The sequence below is a fragment of the Rhodococcus sp. WS1 genome (genome assembly GCF_003797745.1).
Taxonomy (GTDB): Bacteria; Actinomycetota; Actinomycetes; order Mycobacteriales; family Mycobacteriaceae; genus Rhodococcus_F; species Rhodococcus_F erythropolis.
The window spans coordinates 414,853-431,590 of the sequence record NZ_RKLZ01000003.1 but is presented as its reverse complement, the minus strand read 5'-3'; the positions used below and the strand labels follow the sequence as shown (position 1 = coordinate 431,590).

Genomic DNA, 16,738 nt, shown 5'->3' with positions numbered 1-16,738 from the left:
CTCAAATCCGATCAGCGTCGCCGTCGTGGCGCTGCTGCTTGGCAATTCGACGCTGCTCTTCCGCCCGTTCGCGGCACTGACGCAAGAATGCTTCGTCCGCCGCCGGATCCTGCGCAACGGCGCGTCCCGGACGCTCGTACTCGCCGTAACCGGTTGGGCCGACGTAACCGCGGGGCGCGTTCTGTCCGCGCCCGACCACCAGCCACAGAACGGACCCCAAGGTGGGAAGGAAGATGATGATCAGAATCCAGACGACCTTGGGTAGGTACTGGATGTAGGCGTCATCTCTCGTGATGGCGTCGACGATGCAGAAAATCCACAGCAACATCGTGATGAGGCCGAACAAGGCATAGGGCACGCTGGCGATTCCTCCCGAGAATAAAAAACCCTCGCCATGCTAACGAAAACAGACCGATTAGTACATTAGATTCTGGCGAATGTTGAACTCGAGCCATCCTCGGTATGCATCGACATCCCATCCACTAACCCGACGCAATTGCTGATGAAGCTGAGGCGAGACGAAAGCGGCAAGTATGCCCGCGGCTTTCTCGAGCGAAATCTCGGGCCTCAACAATCCGTGCTCGGACAGACCCTCGGCTATCGACATCGCATTGACGGCCGACTGATCCGACGATTCCTCGGACAGTCGCCGCATGTCGGCATCCGCACCTGACGATTCGACCGCGACCATCATCAGAGCGCCGGCACGTTCGAGCAGTCCGATGCCCTGTGCCACGATCTGGGAGACGATCCGGCGAACGTCATCGGGGTCCGAGGCCAGGTTCGGCGCGCCGAGTGGAACCTCGTCGGCATCGAGCGCCGCGGCGAGGGCCGCTTCGAAGATCTCGAGCTTCCCGCCCGGGAAGGCTGTGAACACCGTCCGATTGGCGACGCCGGCCGAGTCGGCAATCTGTTTGACGGTGGCACTGACGTATCCGTCTCGGACAAACAAGGTCGTCGCCGCATCACGAATGAGTTCACGCGTTCGCTGTGCGGAAGCTTCACGCACGCGGGAGTAGTACTGGCGTCTGCCCTCCATTGCGCACACTTTAGCCGCATTCGATGCAACGGCCATGCATGGAAAGAATCGTGCAGTTCAGGAGCCTTTTCCGGGGTGATCTATCCAGCCGTCGCTACCGGGAAACACCAACGCCTCGTGCCCGTTGTCGTACCTGACCAGATAGGGCGGCCCTCCGTCCTCCCCGTGGACTTCGAGGACCTCGGCAGTTACCTCCGCCTGCCCAACCACGCGCCCCTGGACATGGAGACGGTCACCCACTTCGGCATGCATCACTCCTCCTCGCTGCCCGCTCGCGCGGGCGCAGACCAACCACTGACGTTGTTCCCGCGATACCGACTTGGAAACCCTGGGCGGGTTGCCGTCGTGAGGAATCGCATATTCACCGAAGGTGACAACGAGGGGTGAACAGTGGTTCACTCATGGGTGAATTACCGTTCACCACCGCCGCGTGAAGGACCGTCTCTTGGCATTGCACTCGTCTCCGACCACTCGCCGTTCAAGTCGGCTCATCACCGCAATTCTCTGTCTTTCCGGCACCGTGGTCGCGCTGCAGCAAACGATGGTCATTCCGTTGTTGCCAGATTTCCCGAAAATCCTCGGCGTCAGCGCTGACGACGCCTCCTGGCTCGTCACCGTCACACTCCTCACGAGCGCCGTCGCCACTCCGATCGTCTCCCGCCTGGCGGACATGTTCGGAAAACGACGCATGATGCTGATCTCGATGACGATGATCGTGGTCGGATCACTGGTCGCGGCGATCGGCGGCAACTTTGTCGCCCTGCTGATCGGACGTGGTCTCCAGGGTTTCGCGATCTCGATGATCCCCGTCGGAATCAGCATCATGCGCGACGAACTGCCCAAGGAGAAGGTGGCGTCGGCAACAGCCTTGATGAGTGCCACTCTCGGAATCGGCAGCGCACTCGGGCTCCCCCTGTCCGGGTTGATCTTCGAGCATCTAGGCTGGCCCGCCATCTTCTGGCTCTCGGCAATCGTGGGCGTCCTGTTGATCATCGCGGTAGCCGCCGTCGTCCCGGAATCGAGTGTTCGCACCCGCGGCAAATTCGACTTCCTCGGCGCGGTCATGCTCTCGACAGCACTCACGGCGATCCTCCTCGCCATCTCCAAGGGCGCCCGTTGGGGATGGACGAGCGAACTGACATTGCTCATGTTCGTCATCGGAATCGTGACGCTCGCACTGTGGTTCCCGTACGAACTTCGCGTCACCCAGCCGATGGTCGACTTGCGAACGTCGGCCAAGCGGCCCGTTCTCCTGACCAACGTCGCCTCGATCCTCGTCGGCTTCTCGATGTATGCGAACAACCTCTCCACCACTCAACAACTCCAGATGCCGAAGATCTCCGGCTACGGCTTCGAACTGGGAGTGATGGCGGCCGGACTGTGCATGATTCCGGCAGGCCTCGCGATGGTCTTCTTCGCTCCCGTCTCCGCGAACATCACGAAACGATTCGGAGCCAAGATCACCCTGATCGTCGGCGGCACTGTGCTCGCGCTCGCCTACATCGCGCGCGTGTTCCTGACCGGCTCGATAGCACTGATCATCATCAGCGCGGCGGTGGTCAGCATCGGAACTGCAATCGCCTACTCCGCGATGCCGATGCTGATCATGCGATCGGTTCCGATCACCGAAACCGCGTCCGCAAACGGCCTCAATTCGCTGCTCCGCTCAGTCGGTACGTCCACATCCAGCGCAGTGGTTGCCGCCATGCTCACCTCGATGGTCATCCCGTCCGGGCCGGGCGAGGGCCTTCCGTCGATCGACGCCTTCAAGAACATCTTCTGGCTGGCCGCCCTCGCCGCCGTGGCTGCTGCCGCTGCCGCTGCGTTCATTCCTCGCCGCGGCGCAAAACCGGAAACGGCGCTTCGCCCGGTGACCCCGGAAGGGTTCGAGCTTCCCGACGCCGCCGTGTCCGAAACGGAAATTGTGGTTGCCGGTCGGGTGGTCCGAGCCGACAGCCGACCGATCCGGCAGGCTGTTGTCACCGTGATGGACATGGAGGGGCGACCGATCGACTGGAGTCGCGCCGACAACGAGGGCAACTTCTCCCTCGCACTACCCCGGCCCGGACGGTACTTGGTGGTGACGAGTGCCGACGGCTGGTCCCCTCGGTCGCAGGTGATCGCTTTCGACAGCGCGCAATCGACGCACACCGTCGAACTCGGTGACCGCCTCACCATCTCCGGCAAGGTCGGAGTCGACGGCCGAACAACCTCGGGAACCGTCGTCACACTCACGAAACCGACCGGCGAATTCGTCGCATCCACCGTCGTCGACTTCGACGTACCCGTCGATGCCGAGCCGTTGACGACAGTATGAGCAACCAAACGCATGGCAATCGGGTATCGAGGCGAGCGGCATGAGCAGCGGTGAAGCCAGCATCCTCACAGCAGCGAAAGCCTTGTTCGCGGAACGAGGTTACGCATCGACGACCATCAAGGACATCGCGGTCGCAGCCGGTTACTCCCCTGCCCTGGTCATGAAGATCTACGGCAGCAAAGCTCGGTTGTATTCGGCTGCGATCCCGTCCGCACCTCCGATGGACGAGGATCCCAATGCCGACGCCACCGGAAACATCGGCTGTCAACTGGTCGAGAAACTTGTCGCTCGTAGAGAATCCGACGAAACCGATCCGTGGGCAATGCTCGCAGTACACGTTCACGAGGCGCCAGATCCGGACGCCGCCCGGGCAGAGATCAAGGAACGATACGTTCACGGGATCGCACGACGCATCGGCGACACCGAGCCCGGTTTGGTTCGCAGCCAGGTCGTCGTCTCACTGTTGCTCGGACTTGCCACCGGCATGCGGACGCTCGAACTCCTCGGTGAGGATTCGTTGTCGTCGAAGGACCTGATCCGGCGCTACGGAAGTCTGATTCAAACAGTCGTCGACGAAATCGAACCGGTATCCGAGCACGAATCGGACATCAGTGGCACGGTGGAGGAATGACTACCTACCGATACCTCGACGCCGATCGAAACCTCCTCGAAGAGAAAGATTTCGAAACCGAGCAGGACGCACAGGAATACCGACTCTCGGTCCTCGGTGCCGAACACATCGAGCCCGCGGGCGAATGATCCTGTCGATTCCCCGATCGGTCAGGGAGACTTCGCGGCAGTGGTGAGTTCAGCGATCAAGGCTTGAACGCGACGCTCGATTTCGTCACGGATCGGGCGAACCGCTTCGAGGCCCTGTCCGGCCGGATCGTCGAGAACCCAGTCTCGGTAGCTCTTGCCGGGGAAGATCGGGCACGTGTCGCCGCAGCCCATGGTGATGACGACATCCGAATCCTGGACGGCGTCAACGGTGAGGATCTTCGGAGACTGAGCTGAGATATCGATACCGTGCTCTGCCATCGCCTCGACCGCTGCCGAATTGACGGTCTCGGCGGGTGCGGATCCGGCGGAACGGACCTCGATGGCGTCGCCTGCGAGATGGCTCAGGAATCCCGCGGCCATCTGAGATCGGCCGGCATTGTGGACGCAGACGAACAACACCGATGGTTTGCTCATGACCTCGCTCTTTCTCGACTGGATGAAACCTCTTCGACTGCAAAGCGTTTGCGTAGAGCAAGGGAGACATAGACCAGCCCGACGAGCACCGGTACCTCGATCAGCGGGCCGACAACACCGGCAAGAGCTTGCCCCGAGGTGGCGCCGTAGGTGGCGATGGCTACGGCGATCGCGAGTTCGAAGTTGTTGCCCGCTGCGGTGAACGCCAGGGTCGTCGTGCGTTCATAGCCCAATCCGATTGCGGCGCCGAGGATGTAGCCTCCGCCCCACATGAGCGCGAAGTACGCGAGCAAGGGCAGCGCGATCCGGACGACATCCCAAGGCTGGGAGGTGATCTGTTCGCCCTGCATCGAGAAGAGCACGACGATGGTGAACAGCAGACCGTAGAGCGCCCAGGGGCTGATCTTGGGGATGAACTTGTTGTCGTACCAGTCGCGGCCTTTGGCGCGTTCACCGAAGAAGCGGGACAGAAAACCTGCCAGCAGCGGGATACCGAGGAAGATCAGGACCGATTTCGCGATCTGCCAGGGCGAGGTGTCGATGGTGGTCTGTTCGAGGCCGAGCCACCCGGGCAGGACCGAGAGGTAGAACCAACCGAGCACGGCGAACATGATCACCTGAAACACCGAGTTGATGGCGACCAGCACCGCGGCGGCTTCGCGGTCTCCGCAGGCCAGGTCGTTCCAGATGATCACCATCGCGATACAGCGAGCGAGACCGACGATGATCAAACCGGTTCGGTATTCCGGCAGGTCAGGCAGAAACAGCCAGGCGAGGGCGAACATCAGCGCCGGGCCGAGAACCCAGTTCAGGAACAGGGAGCCTGCGAGGAGTTTCTTGTCCCCGGTGACTGTGTCGAGGCGGTCGTAGCGAACTTTCGCCAACACCGGGTACATCATGATCAGCAGGCCGAGGGCGATCGGTAACGAGATGCCGTCGATCTGCACCTTGTCCAGGGCAGTGTTCACACCGGGGATCCAGCGTCCAACCAGCAGGCCGACGACCATGGCCACGCCGATCCAGACCGCCAGATAGCGGTCGAGGGTGGAGAGTTTTCCGACGACTGCGGGGTGTTCGGTGGTGACAGCGGTGTTGCTCATGCGCTGACCTCTGCGCATGCGTCCGCGACACTCACGCTCGTACCTTCAACCAGTAGAACGGCGGAAAGCTGTTGCAGTGCAGTAGGAATCACCCAGTAGTACACCCAGGTCCCGCGACGTTCACAGTCAAGCAGCCCGGCCTGACGCAACACCTTGAGATGATGCGAGATAGTCGGCTGAGACAGATCGAACGAGTCGGAGATGTCGCAGACGCAGGCTTCACCACCCTCGTGACTTGCCACCAAGCTGAGCAAGCGGAGGCGAACCGGATCGCCGAGAGCTTTGAACATCCGCGACAGGTCGCCGGCCCAATCCTCGGTCAGCGGTTCACGGACGAGCGGGGTGCAGCAAGCCTCGGACTCCGGTGGCTCTTGATTCGACATTCTTCGATATTGACAGATATCGAATCAACGCGCAATCGAGTGCCCGGTCGGCCGGATCCCGGACTCACCCCTCGGCGGTCACCGCACGTCGTTCGAGCAGAACAGTGTCACGCCACACACCGTCGAGCTGGGCAATCTTCTCGCGGAGACCGATAGTTCTGAACCCGGCCGAATGATGCAGCGAGATGGAGGCGCGATTCTCGGGAAATATCGACGTCTGCAGTGTCCAGAGGTCGTCGACATCAGCGGCCATGACTTGCTTGCGCAACAACGCCTTTCCGACACCCCGACCACGCATTCCGCCCGCGACGTACACGGAGTTTTCCGCCACCCCGCGGTAGCAGTCACGCTCGGAAACTGGACTCAACGCAGCCCAACCGACAACAACACCCTCGATAGTCGCGACCCACCGATGCTTCGACAGCCACCGTTCGTGGAGATGCTCACGCGAGGGGACCTCAGTAGCAAAGGTGGCATTTCGGGTGTCGATTCCCTCGCCGTAAATACGGCGAACCGCATCCCAGTCGTCGTCGATCATGGCCCGGACAGAGACATCGTCGGGCAGATCACTCGGGCAGCAAGGACGCGGAGCAAGGACTCCCATCACCACGTCCGCCGCCTGCGGCAAGGCAACGCAACACGTCGGATTCACCGCGACGACCGTGCTCGTCCCCTCCTTACGCATGGTCACAAAACCCACATCGGCGAGCTTGCGCAGGTGGTGCGACACCGTCGGTTGTCCGATCCCCAACGCTTCGGCGAGCGCTCCGACGGTAATACCACCGACCGCGCTCGCCACCCGGTGAAGCAATCGGACGCGCATCGGCTCGGCAAGGCAGGCGAACCACTGCGCGTAGGTATCGGCATCGCCCTGCGCGAGGACGGAAGAACCAATTTGATCCGGGTCCGAATCACCGACGCGCACCGTCGGAGTCTGCAGCGATGTCATCTCTCCACTATATCGACAGCTGTCGATGGTTGCCTACATTGATGATTGTCGATACAGTTCCACTAAGATCGATAATCGTCGATGAAAGGTACGAGATGAACCCCCTACCCGTTGTCGTGATCGGGGCCGGCCCGATCGGCCTGGCAGCCGCAGCAGAACTGCGCGAACGCGGACTCACACCCCTTGTCTACGAGCGCGGAAGCACAGCCGGTGCTGCGATCTCCGAGTGGAATCACGTTCGACTGTTCTCCCGGTGGTCCGAACTCGTCTCCCCCGCCGCGCAGCGACTCCTCGAGCAGAATGGATGGCGCTCTCCCGCCGCTGAGACGTACCCGACCGGCCGGCAATGGCGCGACCTCTACCTCGGGCCACTCGCCTCAACACTCGGCGACGCCATCCAGTTCGACACCGAAGTGATCGGCGTAGCCCGACGCGGACGTGACCTGGTCGTCGACGCCGGCCGCGATACCGAACCCCTCTCGATTCATCTGCGCCGCCGTGACGGAACCGAGGACCGCGTGTTCGCCCAGGCGGTTGTCGACGCATCCGGCACCTGGGGTACTCCCAACCCGCTCGGCGGTGAAGGTCTTCCCGCCCTCGGCGAGGGCGCTGTGGGCACTGCGATCAGGTACCGGGTTCCTGATCTCGACGATCCGGCGGTGCGTGCACAGTTTGCCGGAAAACACACGGTCATCGCGGGGAGCGGCCACTCTGCGCTGACGGCGATCGTTGCGCTGTCGGGGTTGGCGGAGCAGGCTCCGAGCACCCGCATCATCTGGGCGGTCCGCCGAGGAAACGTCGGCTCAGCGTTCGGTGGCGGCGAAGCTGACGAACTGCCCGCGCGCGGCGCCCTGGGACTGCGCGCAAAGAAGGCCGTCGAGGACGGACTACTGAGAGTGGTCACCGGCTTCCGCACCGCAGAGGTGACAACAACCCCTTCGGGACAACTCGTACTTGCCTCCGATGCCGGTGATCGCATCGAGAACGTGGACAACGTCATAACGCTGACCGGATTCCGCCCCGATCTTTCCTGGCTTTCGGAAATTCGACTCGGCCTCGACCCGGTCTTACAAGCACCGGTCGAGTTGGCTCCACTGATCGACCCGAACGTCCACTCGTGCGGCACGGTGTACCCGCATGGCGCGAAGGAGCTTCGCCATCCGGAGCCAGGCGTGTACTTGGCAGGAATGAAAAGCTACGGCCGGGCACCCACCTTCCTGGCGATGACCGGCTACGAGCAGGTTCGCAGCATCGCCGCCGAACTCGCCGGCGATCACGAAGCGGCAGCCCGCGTCGAGCTGATCCTTCCGGAGACCGGAGTCTGCGGCGGTGCAGGTGTTTTCGACGAAGCTGACGCAGCGGAAGCCGAAGGCGGGGAAGCCGAGGGCGGATGCTGCGGCGCACCCACTCCGGAACTGATCACGTTGTCCGCTCCGTCTGGCAACACCCGCGGCTAGAAACAGTCCATGACGACGGATCCACCCCGCCGGGCTGCCACATCCGACCGAACAAGGCATGCTGATCGTGTGCATACTTTCGAGGTCTGGGCGCCAACGCCGGAATCGGTCCGGGTCGAAGTCGATGGCATCACGCACGACATGGAGCGGACCGACGACGGGTGGTGGCGAGGCGAGGTCGACTGCGAGAACGAAGCTCGCTACGGCTTTGTCGTCGACGGTCAAATACTCCCGGATCCGCGGTCACCACGCCAGCCCGAAGGCGTGCATCTCCGCTCCCAACTGCACCAACTCGACGAGTCCTCCTGGACCGACTCTCAGTGGACCGGACGGCAACTCCCAGGATCGTCGGTCTACGAACTGCACATCGGAACGTTCACCCCCGAAGGAACTTTCGACGCCGCGATCGAGCGTCTCGATCACCTCGTGGACCTCGGCGTCGGGTTCGTCGAGATCATGCCGGTCAACGGTTTCAACGGAACTCACAACTGGGGCTACGACGGTGTGCTCTGGTACACGGTCCACGAGATCTACGGTGGCCCGGACGGGTTACAGCGCTTGGTGAATGCGGCCCACGAACGTGGACTCGGCGTGATCCTGGACGTGGTCTACAACCACCTGGGCCCGTCGGGTAACTACCTCGAAAAGTTCGGCCCCTACATTGCCGATGGCGCGAACACCTGGGGCCGAACGATCAACATCGGAGGCCCGCAGTCGGGCGAGGTTCGCGAATACATCATCGGGAATGCCCTGCGATGGATGCGTGATTTCCACATCGACGGCCTACGCCTCGACGCCGTCCACGCGTTGGTCGATCACACCGGAACGCACATCCTCGAGGAACTCGCCGTCCGAACGGAAACACTGTCGGCCCATCTGGGCCGACCGCTCACGTTGATTGCCGAAAGTGATCTCAACGACGCCACTCTGATCACGCCACGAGCGGCGGGCGGGTTCGGCTTGGACGCGCAGTGGGACGACGACATCCACCACACCATTCACACAGCCGTCTCCGGCGAACGTCAGGGTTATTACGCCGACTTCGGATCCTTGGAATCCCTTGCAAGTACATTGCGGCGCGGGTTCTTCCACGCCGGAACGTATTCCTCGTTCCGTGGGCGGGTTCACGGCCGGCCGATCGACATCACGCATCAGCCCGCCAGTGCTCTGCTTGCATACACGTGCACCCACGATCAGATCGGCAACCGAGCGATCGGCGACCGCCCGAGCGCCTATCTGACGCCAGGACAATTGGCGATCAAGGCAGCACTGGTCCTGCTCTCGCCGTACACGCCGATGCTGTTCATGGGAGAAGAATGGGGAGCCTCCACTCCGTTCCAGTTCTTCACCTCGCATCCGGAACGGGAACTCGGCGAGGCCACCGCCAAGGGCCGTAAGGCGGAGTTCGCGGCACACGGCTGGAACAGCGACGACATTCCGGATCCGCAAGATCCACAGACATTTCTGCGATCGAAACTGGACTGGGACGAGCGAACCGACGAGACACATGCTCGCGTCCTGGCGTGCTATCGCGATCTCCTTGCCCTGCGCAAGAAGCGAATCGAGATCACCGACCCCTGGCTGGGGCACCTGCACGTCGACTACGACGAGGACGACCAGTGGATCACCCTGCGCCGCGGCGCATTACAGATCGTGTGCAATCTGGGAACGGACGCGGCCTCGGTCCCAGCCGGCGGAACCCCCATCCTCTGGTGGGATCCGCCGACTCAGGACGAGACCGCGTCCGCAACAGTCGTGCCTGGGCACTCGTTCGTCGTACTCGAAAGCTGACTACCCGGATTCTGCAGGGGTCAACGCTTCGCGTTCTACTGTTACACGCATCAACGCTTCGCGTTCTCTGGTGTACTCCGCAGCATCCGCAATACCAATGCGGCACTGACGAACAGAACCAAAGCGGTTGCGCCGGCGGCAACGTGCATACCGTCGACAAACGCCGCCTTCGCGGAATCGGCAAGCACCGAACCGAGTTCACCAGGTAGGTACGTCGCCTCCTGCAGCGCACCGCCGAGGGTGCCCTGCGCAGCGTGCGCCTGATCTGCTTCGAGCATGGACGTGTCGATTCCCTTGCGGAAGATCGCCATCACCACGCTGCCCAGGATCGCCACACCGAGCGCGATACCGAGTTCGTACGCAGTCTCCGACACCGCGGACGCAGCGCCGGCACGCTCGGGTTCCACCGAACTGACCACAAGATCCGACGTCAGGGTCAGTGCGACACCGACACCTGCACCGGCCAGACCGAAGCCGATCACGAACATCAACGGGCCGCTGTCCACCCCGAGGGCGAGCAGCATCGCAGCACCGATACCGGCAACCGCGAGGCCTGCGCTGAGCACGTGAGACACCGACCACCGGCGAATCAACCAGGCCGCCGCAACCGCGGTGAATGCGCTGAGCAACATACCCGGGAGCATCAGCAGGCCGGCGTCGAGCGCCGAGTTACCCAGCACCAACTGCAGGTACTGCGAGCCGAAGAACAGGACACCGGCGAGTGCGAAGATCGAGAGCAGGTTGGTGATGACGGCGGTGGAAAACGACGCGTTGGCAAACAGTTTCAGATCCAACATCGGATCCTTCAGCATCCGCTGACGACGCACGAACACGTAGCCGGCGGCGAGACCCACAAGGCCGATCACCAGCAACGTGATGCTGACGCCGTGCACCACGGATTCCTTGACCGCATACACCAACGGCAACATGGTCGCCATCGACAGACCAGCGCTGATGAGGTCGAATCGACCCGGGTTGGGGTCTTTCGACTCCGGGATCAGGATCGGGCCGAGTACAACCAGCGCGATCATGACCGGAATGTTGATCAAGAAGACCGAACCCCACCAGAAGTGCTCGAGCAACCAACCACCGACCAAAGGGCCTGCCGCTGTACCGCCACCGGCCATCGCGCCCCAGACACCGATTGCCTCGGTGCGCTGACGCGGGTTGACGAAGATCGTGCGGATCAGACCGAGGGTGGCCGGCATCAGCGTTGCACCGGAAATACCCTGCAGCACGCGGGCCGCAATGAGCATCTCGGGACTGACAGCAAGAGCGGCGATGATCGAGGCGAGACCGAAGCCGACTGCGCCGATCAGGAGCAGTTTTCGCCTACCGATCCGGTCACCGAGCGTACCCATGGTGATGAGCAGACCGGCGAGCACGAACGAATAGACGTCGATGATCCACAGCAACTGCGTGCTGCTCGGCTCGAGATCGGCGCTGATGAACGGAAGCGCAAGATCGAGCACCGTGCCGTCGACTGCGATGAGCAACACAGCAAAGGCAAGGACTATCAAGCCCGCCCAGTCACGCTTTGTCGCCCGAACCTCGTCGGGATTGATTGCAGACGTCTGATCTGCCGACACTGACATTGCTCCCCTGCGACTTTCTCTGAGTTCTTTCGAAAAAATTTCACTGAACCGTCCAGCCGGTACAGTAGGTCTACGGTAACAGTGAACCGTCCAAGCGGTAAAGTTATTTCCGGGTAGGGTCACATCACATGGCTGCCGACACTCGCGATCGAATTCTCGACGCACTGGAGAAGCTGCTGCTGGTCAGCGGCGTTGCCCAAGTCACGCTCGAAGGCGTTGCCGCCGAAGCCGGGGTTTCCAAGGGCGGACTTCTCTATCACTTCCCCAGCAAGGAAGCACTCCTCGCGGCGATGGTCCGCAGACTCGGAGAACGCTCGGATCAACAACTCGAAGACGCCGTAGCAGGCGGTACGACGGTCACCGAGTTCTATCTGCAGATCCCCGATGCGAACGAAAGCGAAGAACTCTCACTCTTCCGGTCGATCATCGCGGCACTGAGAACAGTCGACGGACAACACGACGAGATCCAGAAAGCCGTTACCCACGTGATGCGCAGCTGGGACAAGGGCCTTCAGACCGAGATCGCCGATCCCATACAAGCCGAGATCATCCGACTCGTCGGCGACGGTCTATACCTGGCGGCCATGCTCGGGCTCCCCCAGCCAGATCCCGAATTGCATCGACAGGTGGTCGAGCGACTGCGGCCCTGACCGGGGGCGTCCCTTACGTCAGATAGCGGTACGCCGGGCTTCCCGGCTCGAGCCTCTCGGACTGCATCGGCGCGCGCTCCATCCGCTCGAGCAACGCCGCCAACCCGTCGGCGGAACCGAGTTCGATACCCACCAACGCGGCACCCGTCTCGCGATTGTTTCGCTTGACGTACTCGAACAGCGCGATGTCGTCGTCCGGCCCGAGCACGTCCGAGAGGAAGCGACGGAGCGCTCCCGGTTCCTGCGGAAAGTCCACCAGGAAGTAGTGCTTGAGCCCGAGGTGAACGAGCGAACGCTCGAGGATTTCGCCGTAACGGGATACGTCGTTGTTGCCACCGGAAATCAGGCACACGACGGTCGAACCCGGCTCGAACGTCAAATTCTGAAGTGCCGCAACGGAAAGCGCTCCCGCGGGTTCGGCGATGATGCCCTCGCTCTGATACAGCTCGAGCATCGCCGTGCAGATAGCGCCCTCGTCGATCTGATTGACGACAAACGATCCCGAACCGGACCGTGTCTGAAGTTGACGAGCCACGAGCGGCAACGACGCGTGCGACACCACGGCGGCACCCAGACGTGAGACGACCTCGTAGGGAACATCGCCGATCCTCTTGACCGCTGCCCCGTCGACAAATGGATCGACGTCGGGAAGAGTCACCGGGCCCCCGGCAACGAGAGCGGCCGTCATGGACGCCGCGCCGGACGGCTCGATCCCGACGATCGACGTCTTGGGCGATCGCTCGTGCAGATAGGTGGCTATGCCCGCGATGCAACCGCCGCCGCCGACCGGCACGACGATCGTGTCGAGAGGTGCGTCCAGTTGCGTGAGAATCTCCGCTGCGATGGTTCCTTGCCCCGCAGCGGTGCGCACGTCGTCGAACGGGGGAACCATGGTTGCGCCGGTTTCGGCTACGTCCTCCGCGGCCGCAGCAGCGGCGGCGTCATAGGTCTCACCGATCATGAACAGTTCGACAAACGCTCCACCGTGGGCGCGGATGCGATCACGCTTCTGCTTGGGGGTATTTGCCGGAACGTAGATCCGACCCTTGATCTGCATCGTTCGGCACGCGAAGGCAACACCCTGCGCATGGTTACCGGCACTGGCAGTCACCACGCCGGCCGCGCGCTCGGCCTCGTTGAGCTGAGCGATCAGGTTGTACGCGCCACGAATCTTGTACGAACGAACGCCCTGGAGGTCCTCGCGCTTGAGGTACACGTGCGCGCCGGTCAACGCCGAAAGACGGTCGCTGTACTGCAGGGGTGTCGCCGCAATGACGTGCTGAATTCGCTCGATGGCCGCGTCGATCTCCTGCGCGTCGAGCGCGGGGACGGTGGACTTCGTTACTACGACATCGGGCGAGTTAGACACTCCGCCATTTTCGCACGTCGGGGATCAACCTTCCCACCACCCCGCCCCACATGGTCTGCGAGGCAGGGCGGCGGGTAGGTCAGCCGCGAGGATCCAACTGTGAGGGACGTGGCACGTTCCGCAGATTCGACTTGGCCATCTGCACAGCCTCGCCGACGCCGCCGTTCATCACCATCTTCGACATCGCCAAAGCGAAGCCCTTCATCTGACCACCGGTGATGGTGGGCGGCAACGACAATGCCAGCGGATCGGTCACCAGATCAACCAAGGCCGGACCGTCGTGATCGAGCGCGGCGCGTAGGCCCGCTTCGATGTCCGCGGGATTCTCGATTCGGCGCGAGAAGATACCGAGCGCAGCAGCAACCGCCGCGTAGTCGACCGCGGGCACGTCGACCCCGAAATCCGGAAGGCCGTCGACCAGCATCTCGAGCTTGACCATTCCGAGCGTCGAGTTGTTGAACACCACGATCTTGACCGGCAACTTGTACATCGCGACGGTGACCAACTCACCGAGCAGCATCGACAATCCACCGTCGCCCGACACCGAGATGACCTGACGCCCCGGACTCGACCATGCCGCACCCATCGCATGTGGGAGCGCATTGGACATGGATCCGTGCAGCGCCGAGGAGATGAAGCGTCTCGATCCGTTCGGATTGAGATAGCGCGCCGTCCACACGTTGCACATCCCGGTGTCGGCGGTGAAGATCGCGTCGTCGGCCGCCAGATCGTCGAGGATCGAGGCCGCATACTCGGGATGAATGGGTGTGCGCTGCTTGACCGGATCCGTGTACGCACCAACCACTTTGGTCATCAGAGTGTTGTGCTTTGCGAGCGTATCCTCCAGGAACCCGCGGTCGGTCTTTCGATCGAGTTGCGGAATCAGTGCGCTCAAGGTGCTCGCGACGTCACCGTGCACCGCCAGGTCCAGGCTGGTTCGACGCCCCAACCGCTCGGCCGCGATGTCGATCTGAGCGGTACGAACGTCATCGGGCAAGAACTGGTCGTAAGGAAAGTCCGTTCCGATGAGGAGCAGAAGATCGGCGCCGTGGATACCGTCGTGCGCCGCACCGTAACCGAGCAATCCCGTCATCCCGACGTCGTACGGGTTGTCGTACTGGATCCATTCCTTGCCGCGCAGCGAATGCCCGATGGGAGCCCCGACGGTTTCGGCCAGCGCCAACACCTCGGCGCGTGCGTCTCGCACGCCTGCGCCGGCGAAGATCGCAACCTTACGCGAGCCGTTGATCACATCTGCCAACGCCTTGACGTCACCGGCATCCGGAACGACTGTCGGCCTTCGGGTTTCGACGAGCGTCGGCGGGGTGCCTTCTGCCGGACAATCGGCGATGTCCCCGGGAAGCACGATCACCGAGACGCCGTTTCGAGCCACCGAATGCTGAATCGCCGACTGCACCACGCGAGGTGATTGGACTGCCGTGCTGACGAGTTCGGTGTAACTCGAACATTCGATGAAGATCCGCTCGGGATGCGTTTCCTGAAAGTAGCCCATTCCGATCTGGGCGCTGGGGATGTGTGACGCGATCGCGAGGACCGGGGCGCCCGAACGATGCGCGTCGTACAGGCCGTTGATCAGGTGAAGGTTTCCGGGACCGCAGGATCCGGCACACACTGCGAGTTTTCCGGTGATCTGGGCATCCGCTGCGGCCGCAAACGCAGCTGCTTCCTCATGACGGACGTGTATCCAGTCGATTCCGCCCTTTTCGGAACCACCGGTGCGACGTACCGCATCGACGATGGGATTGAGACTGTCACCGACAATTCCGTAGATCCGACTGACACCCGCGTCAACGAGCTGCTGAACCAATTGATCTGCAACGGTTTTCGGACTCATCAGACCTCCATGACACACTCACGGGAGTCGGGATCGCCGACCCCCGCGAGTGACGATTTGCTTGTGGTTTATGCAGTGCTTCTTGTGGACTGCCGTTTCGTGAGGGCTGCGGTGCGTTACTTGGGTTCGAGCACGAACACCGGGATCTCACGATCGGTCTTCGTCTGATAATCGGCGTAGTCGGGGTACGCAGCGACAGCGCGCTCCCACCAGATCGCCTTCTCGTCGCCGGTGACTTCACGAGCAACCAGGTCGAAGACCTGCGTCGCGTCACGCAGCGTGACGTGCGGATCGGCCTTGACGTTGTAGTACCAAACCGGATTCTTCGGAGCGCCACCAAGCGAAGCCACAACGGCATACGAGCCGTCGTGCTCGACGCGCATCAGCGGCGTCTTCCTGACCTTGCCGGACTTTGCCCCGACGGTCGTGAGAACGACGACGGGCATGCCGTTCATGTCGTTTCCCTCGGTGCCACCGGAGTTCTCGATGCGTGCGACCTGATCGGCGGCCCACGACGCTGGACTGGGTTCGTACTCACCTGTGATTGGCATGTGTACCAGTGAACACCCACTCGAGCACCTTGGCCACCGAACCACACCGACCAGGACCGTCGTCGGCACACTCCCCTGGTTGATCGATTAAGTGAGCTGCCGATCAATAAAGTTCGCTTGCCCGAACTCTCATCTCTGGCTACTCTGAAACCACAGCTTCGAACAGCCGTATCGCTAGCCAAGCCGCATCGAGAACAGACTGCACAGAGAAGGGGACGAGATGACTACCGCAGATATCTCCACTCGCGAATCACGCCCCTCGTCCGACCATTTCGTCGATCTGGCCGGGACTCAGTGGCCGCTGTACAAGATCGAAGCTCTCGCGGTCGGTTTTGTGCTGTTCGTGGTCGCCGGAGCTGTCACCCAGTCGATGCAGGTAGCCGTACTGACTGCCGCAACAGCCGCTGTGATCACCTGGTGGGCGCGTCGCGTGTACTACTCGCGCACCACCTGATCACTCCACTCCCCGATCTCCCGCGAACCACGAA

At 62.2% G+C, this 16,738-nt stretch carries 18 protein-coding genes; 7 read left to right on the top strand and 11 right to left on the bottom strand.

The window, feature by feature from the left end; translation table 11 throughout:
• Nucleotide 1: 1 nt before the first annotated feature.
• From EEB12_RS27175 to EEB12_RS27165, 3 genes are read right to left on the bottom strand one after another with little or no spacing between them, the layout of a single operon-like run.
• Nucleotides 2–358 (bottom strand): PLD nuclease N-terminal domain-containing protein, encoded by a 357-nt coding sequence (locus tag EEB12_RS27175; protein ID WP_070386481.1) that lies wholly within the window; start codon nucleotides 356–358, stop codon nucleotides 2–4.
• 57 nt (nucleotides 359–415) lie between these two features.
• Entirely contained in the window at nucleotides 416–1,039 is a 624-nt protein-coding gene (locus EEB12_RS27170; RefSeq protein WP_141488843.1) for a TetR/AcrR family transcriptional regulator, read from the bottom strand.
• 57 nt (nucleotides 1,040–1,096) lie between these two features.
• Nucleotides 1,097–1,291 (bottom strand): DUF1918 domain-containing protein, encoded by a 195-nt coding sequence (locus EEB12_RS27165; RefSeq protein WP_003941743.1) that lies wholly within the window; start codon nucleotides 1,289–1,291, stop codon nucleotides 1,097–1,099.
• A 178-nt stretch (nucleotides 1,292–1,469) separates the two neighbouring features.
• Here EEB12_RS27165 and EEB12_RS27160 point away from each other — a divergent pair, with 178 nt between their 5' ends.
• Genes EEB12_RS27160 through EEB12_RS30935 form a run of 3 tightly spaced genes read left to right on the top strand, consistent with a single transcriptional unit; the run spans nucleotide 1,470 to nucleotide 4,115 of the window.
• Nucleotides 1,470–3,356, top strand: coding sequence for an MFS transporter (locus EEB12_RS27160; RefSeq protein WP_141488842.1), 1,887 nt, complete (start codon nucleotides 1,470–1,472; stop codon nucleotides 3,354–3,356).
• A 40-nt stretch (nucleotides 3,357–3,396) separates the two neighbouring features.
• Nucleotides 3,397–3,987 (top strand): TetR/AcrR family transcriptional regulator, encoded by a 591-nt coding sequence (locus EEB12_RS27155; RefSeq protein WP_019748842.1) that lies wholly within the window; start codon nucleotides 3,397–3,399, stop codon nucleotides 3,985–3,987.
• Complete coding sequence (locus EEB12_RS30935) at nucleotides 3,984–4,115, top strand: hypothetical protein (RefSeq protein ID WP_007733137.1); 132 nt, start codon at nucleotides 3,984–3,986, stop codon at nucleotides 4,113–4,115. The genes EEB12_RS27155 and EEB12_RS30935 overlap by 4 nt, the downstream gene beginning before the upstream one ends.
• Before the next feature lie 21 nt (nucleotides 4,116–4,136).
• On the opposite strand, the gene EEB12_RS27150 is transcribed toward EEB12_RS30935, so the two are convergent.
• The 4 genes from EEB12_RS27150 to EEB12_RS27135 all read right to left on the bottom strand — a co-directional run bounded on the left by EEB12_RS27150 (nucleotide 4,137) and on the right by EEB12_RS27135 (nucleotide 6,982).
• Entirely contained in the window at nucleotides 4,137–4,550 is a 414-nt protein-coding gene (locus tag EEB12_RS27150) for an arsenate reductase ArsC (protein ID WP_021333708.1), read from the bottom strand.
• Nucleotides 4,547–5,650 (bottom strand): ACR3 family arsenite efflux transporter, encoded by a 1,104-nt coding sequence (gene arsB, locus EEB12_RS27145; RefSeq protein WP_141488841.1) that lies wholly within the window; start codon nucleotides 5,648–5,650, stop codon nucleotides 4,547–4,549. The genes EEB12_RS27150 and arsB overlap by 4 nt, the downstream gene beginning before the upstream one ends.
• Nucleotides 5,647–6,033, bottom strand: a complete 387-nt coding sequence (locus EEB12_RS27140; RefSeq protein WP_042952095.1) for an ArsR/SmtB family transcription factor — start codon at nucleotides 6,031–6,033, stop codon at nucleotides 5,647–5,649. Before EEB12_RS27140 ends, arsB begins: the two co-directional genes overlap by 4 nt.
• Nucleotides 6,034–6,097: 64 nt before the next feature.
• On the bottom strand, nucleotides 6,098–6,982 hold the full coding sequence (locus EEB12_RS27135; protein ID WP_069146869.1) for a helix-turn-helix domain-containing GNAT family N-acetyltransferase: 885 nt from the start codon (nucleotides 6,980–6,982) through the stop codon (nucleotides 6,098–6,100).
• Between the two features lie 95 nt (nucleotides 6,983–7,077).
• On the opposite strand from EEB12_RS27135, the gene EEB12_RS27130 reads away from it, so the two are divergent.
• A complete protein-coding gene (locus EEB12_RS27130; protein ID WP_141488840.1) occupies nucleotides 7,078–8,439 on the top strand; it encodes an NAD(P)-binding domain-containing protein in 1,362 nt (453 codons plus the stop codon).
• Between the two features lie 69 nt (nucleotides 8,440–8,508).
• Complete coding sequence (treZ, locus tag EEB12_RS27125) at nucleotides 8,509–10,230, top strand: malto-oligosyltrehalose trehalohydrolase (protein ID WP_141488839.1); 1,722 nt, start codon at nucleotides 8,509–8,511, stop codon at nucleotides 10,228–10,230.
• A gap of 50 nt (nucleotides 10,231–10,280) precedes the next feature.
• Here the strand turns inward: treZ and EEB12_RS27120 are convergent, their stop codons facing one another.
• Nucleotides 10,281–11,825 (bottom strand): MFS transporter, encoded by a 1,545-nt coding sequence (locus EEB12_RS27120; RefSeq protein WP_019748849.1) that lies wholly within the window; start codon nucleotides 11,823–11,825, stop codon nucleotides 10,281–10,283.
• A gap of 128 nt (nucleotides 11,826–11,953) precedes the next feature.
• Between EEB12_RS27120 and EEB12_RS27115 the strand changes: the two genes are divergently transcribed.
• Nucleotides 11,954–12,475, top strand: a complete 522-nt coding sequence (locus EEB12_RS27115; RefSeq protein WP_019748850.1) for a TetR/AcrR family transcriptional regulator — start codon at nucleotides 11,954–11,956, stop codon at nucleotides 12,473–12,475.
• Nucleotides 12,476–12,488: 13 nt separating this feature from the next.
• Here the strand turns inward: EEB12_RS27115 and ilvA are convergent, their stop codons facing one another.
• The 3 genes from ilvA to EEB12_RS27100 form a co-directional block, all read right to left on the bottom strand.
• Nucleotides 12,489–13,844, bottom strand: a complete 1,356-nt coding sequence (gene ilvA, locus EEB12_RS27110) for a threonine ammonia-lyase IlvA (protein WP_019748851.1) — start codon at nucleotides 13,842–13,844, stop codon at nucleotides 12,489–12,491.
• A 79-nt stretch (nucleotides 13,845–13,923) separates the two neighbouring features.
• A complete protein-coding gene (locus EEB12_RS27105; RefSeq protein ID WP_020969844.1) occupies nucleotides 13,924–15,699 on the bottom strand; it encodes a pyruvate dehydrogenase in 1,776 nt (591 codons plus the stop codon).
• A gap of 116 nt (nucleotides 15,700–15,815) precedes the next feature.
• Nucleotides 15,816–16,250: a nitroreductase family deazaflavin-dependent oxidoreductase gene (locus EEB12_RS27100; RefSeq protein WP_019748853.1), complete on the bottom strand. Its 435-nt coding sequence runs from the start codon at nucleotides 16,248–16,250 to the stop codon at nucleotides 15,816–15,818.
• Between the two features lie 220 nt (nucleotides 16,251–16,470).
• On the opposite strand from EEB12_RS27100, the gene EEB12_RS27095 reads away from it, so the two are divergent.
• Nucleotides 16,471–16,704, top strand: coding sequence for a hypothetical protein (locus EEB12_RS27095; RefSeq protein WP_020908060.1), 234 nt, complete (start codon nucleotides 16,471–16,473; stop codon nucleotides 16,702–16,704).
• Nucleotides 16,705–16,738 lie beyond the last annotated feature (34 nt).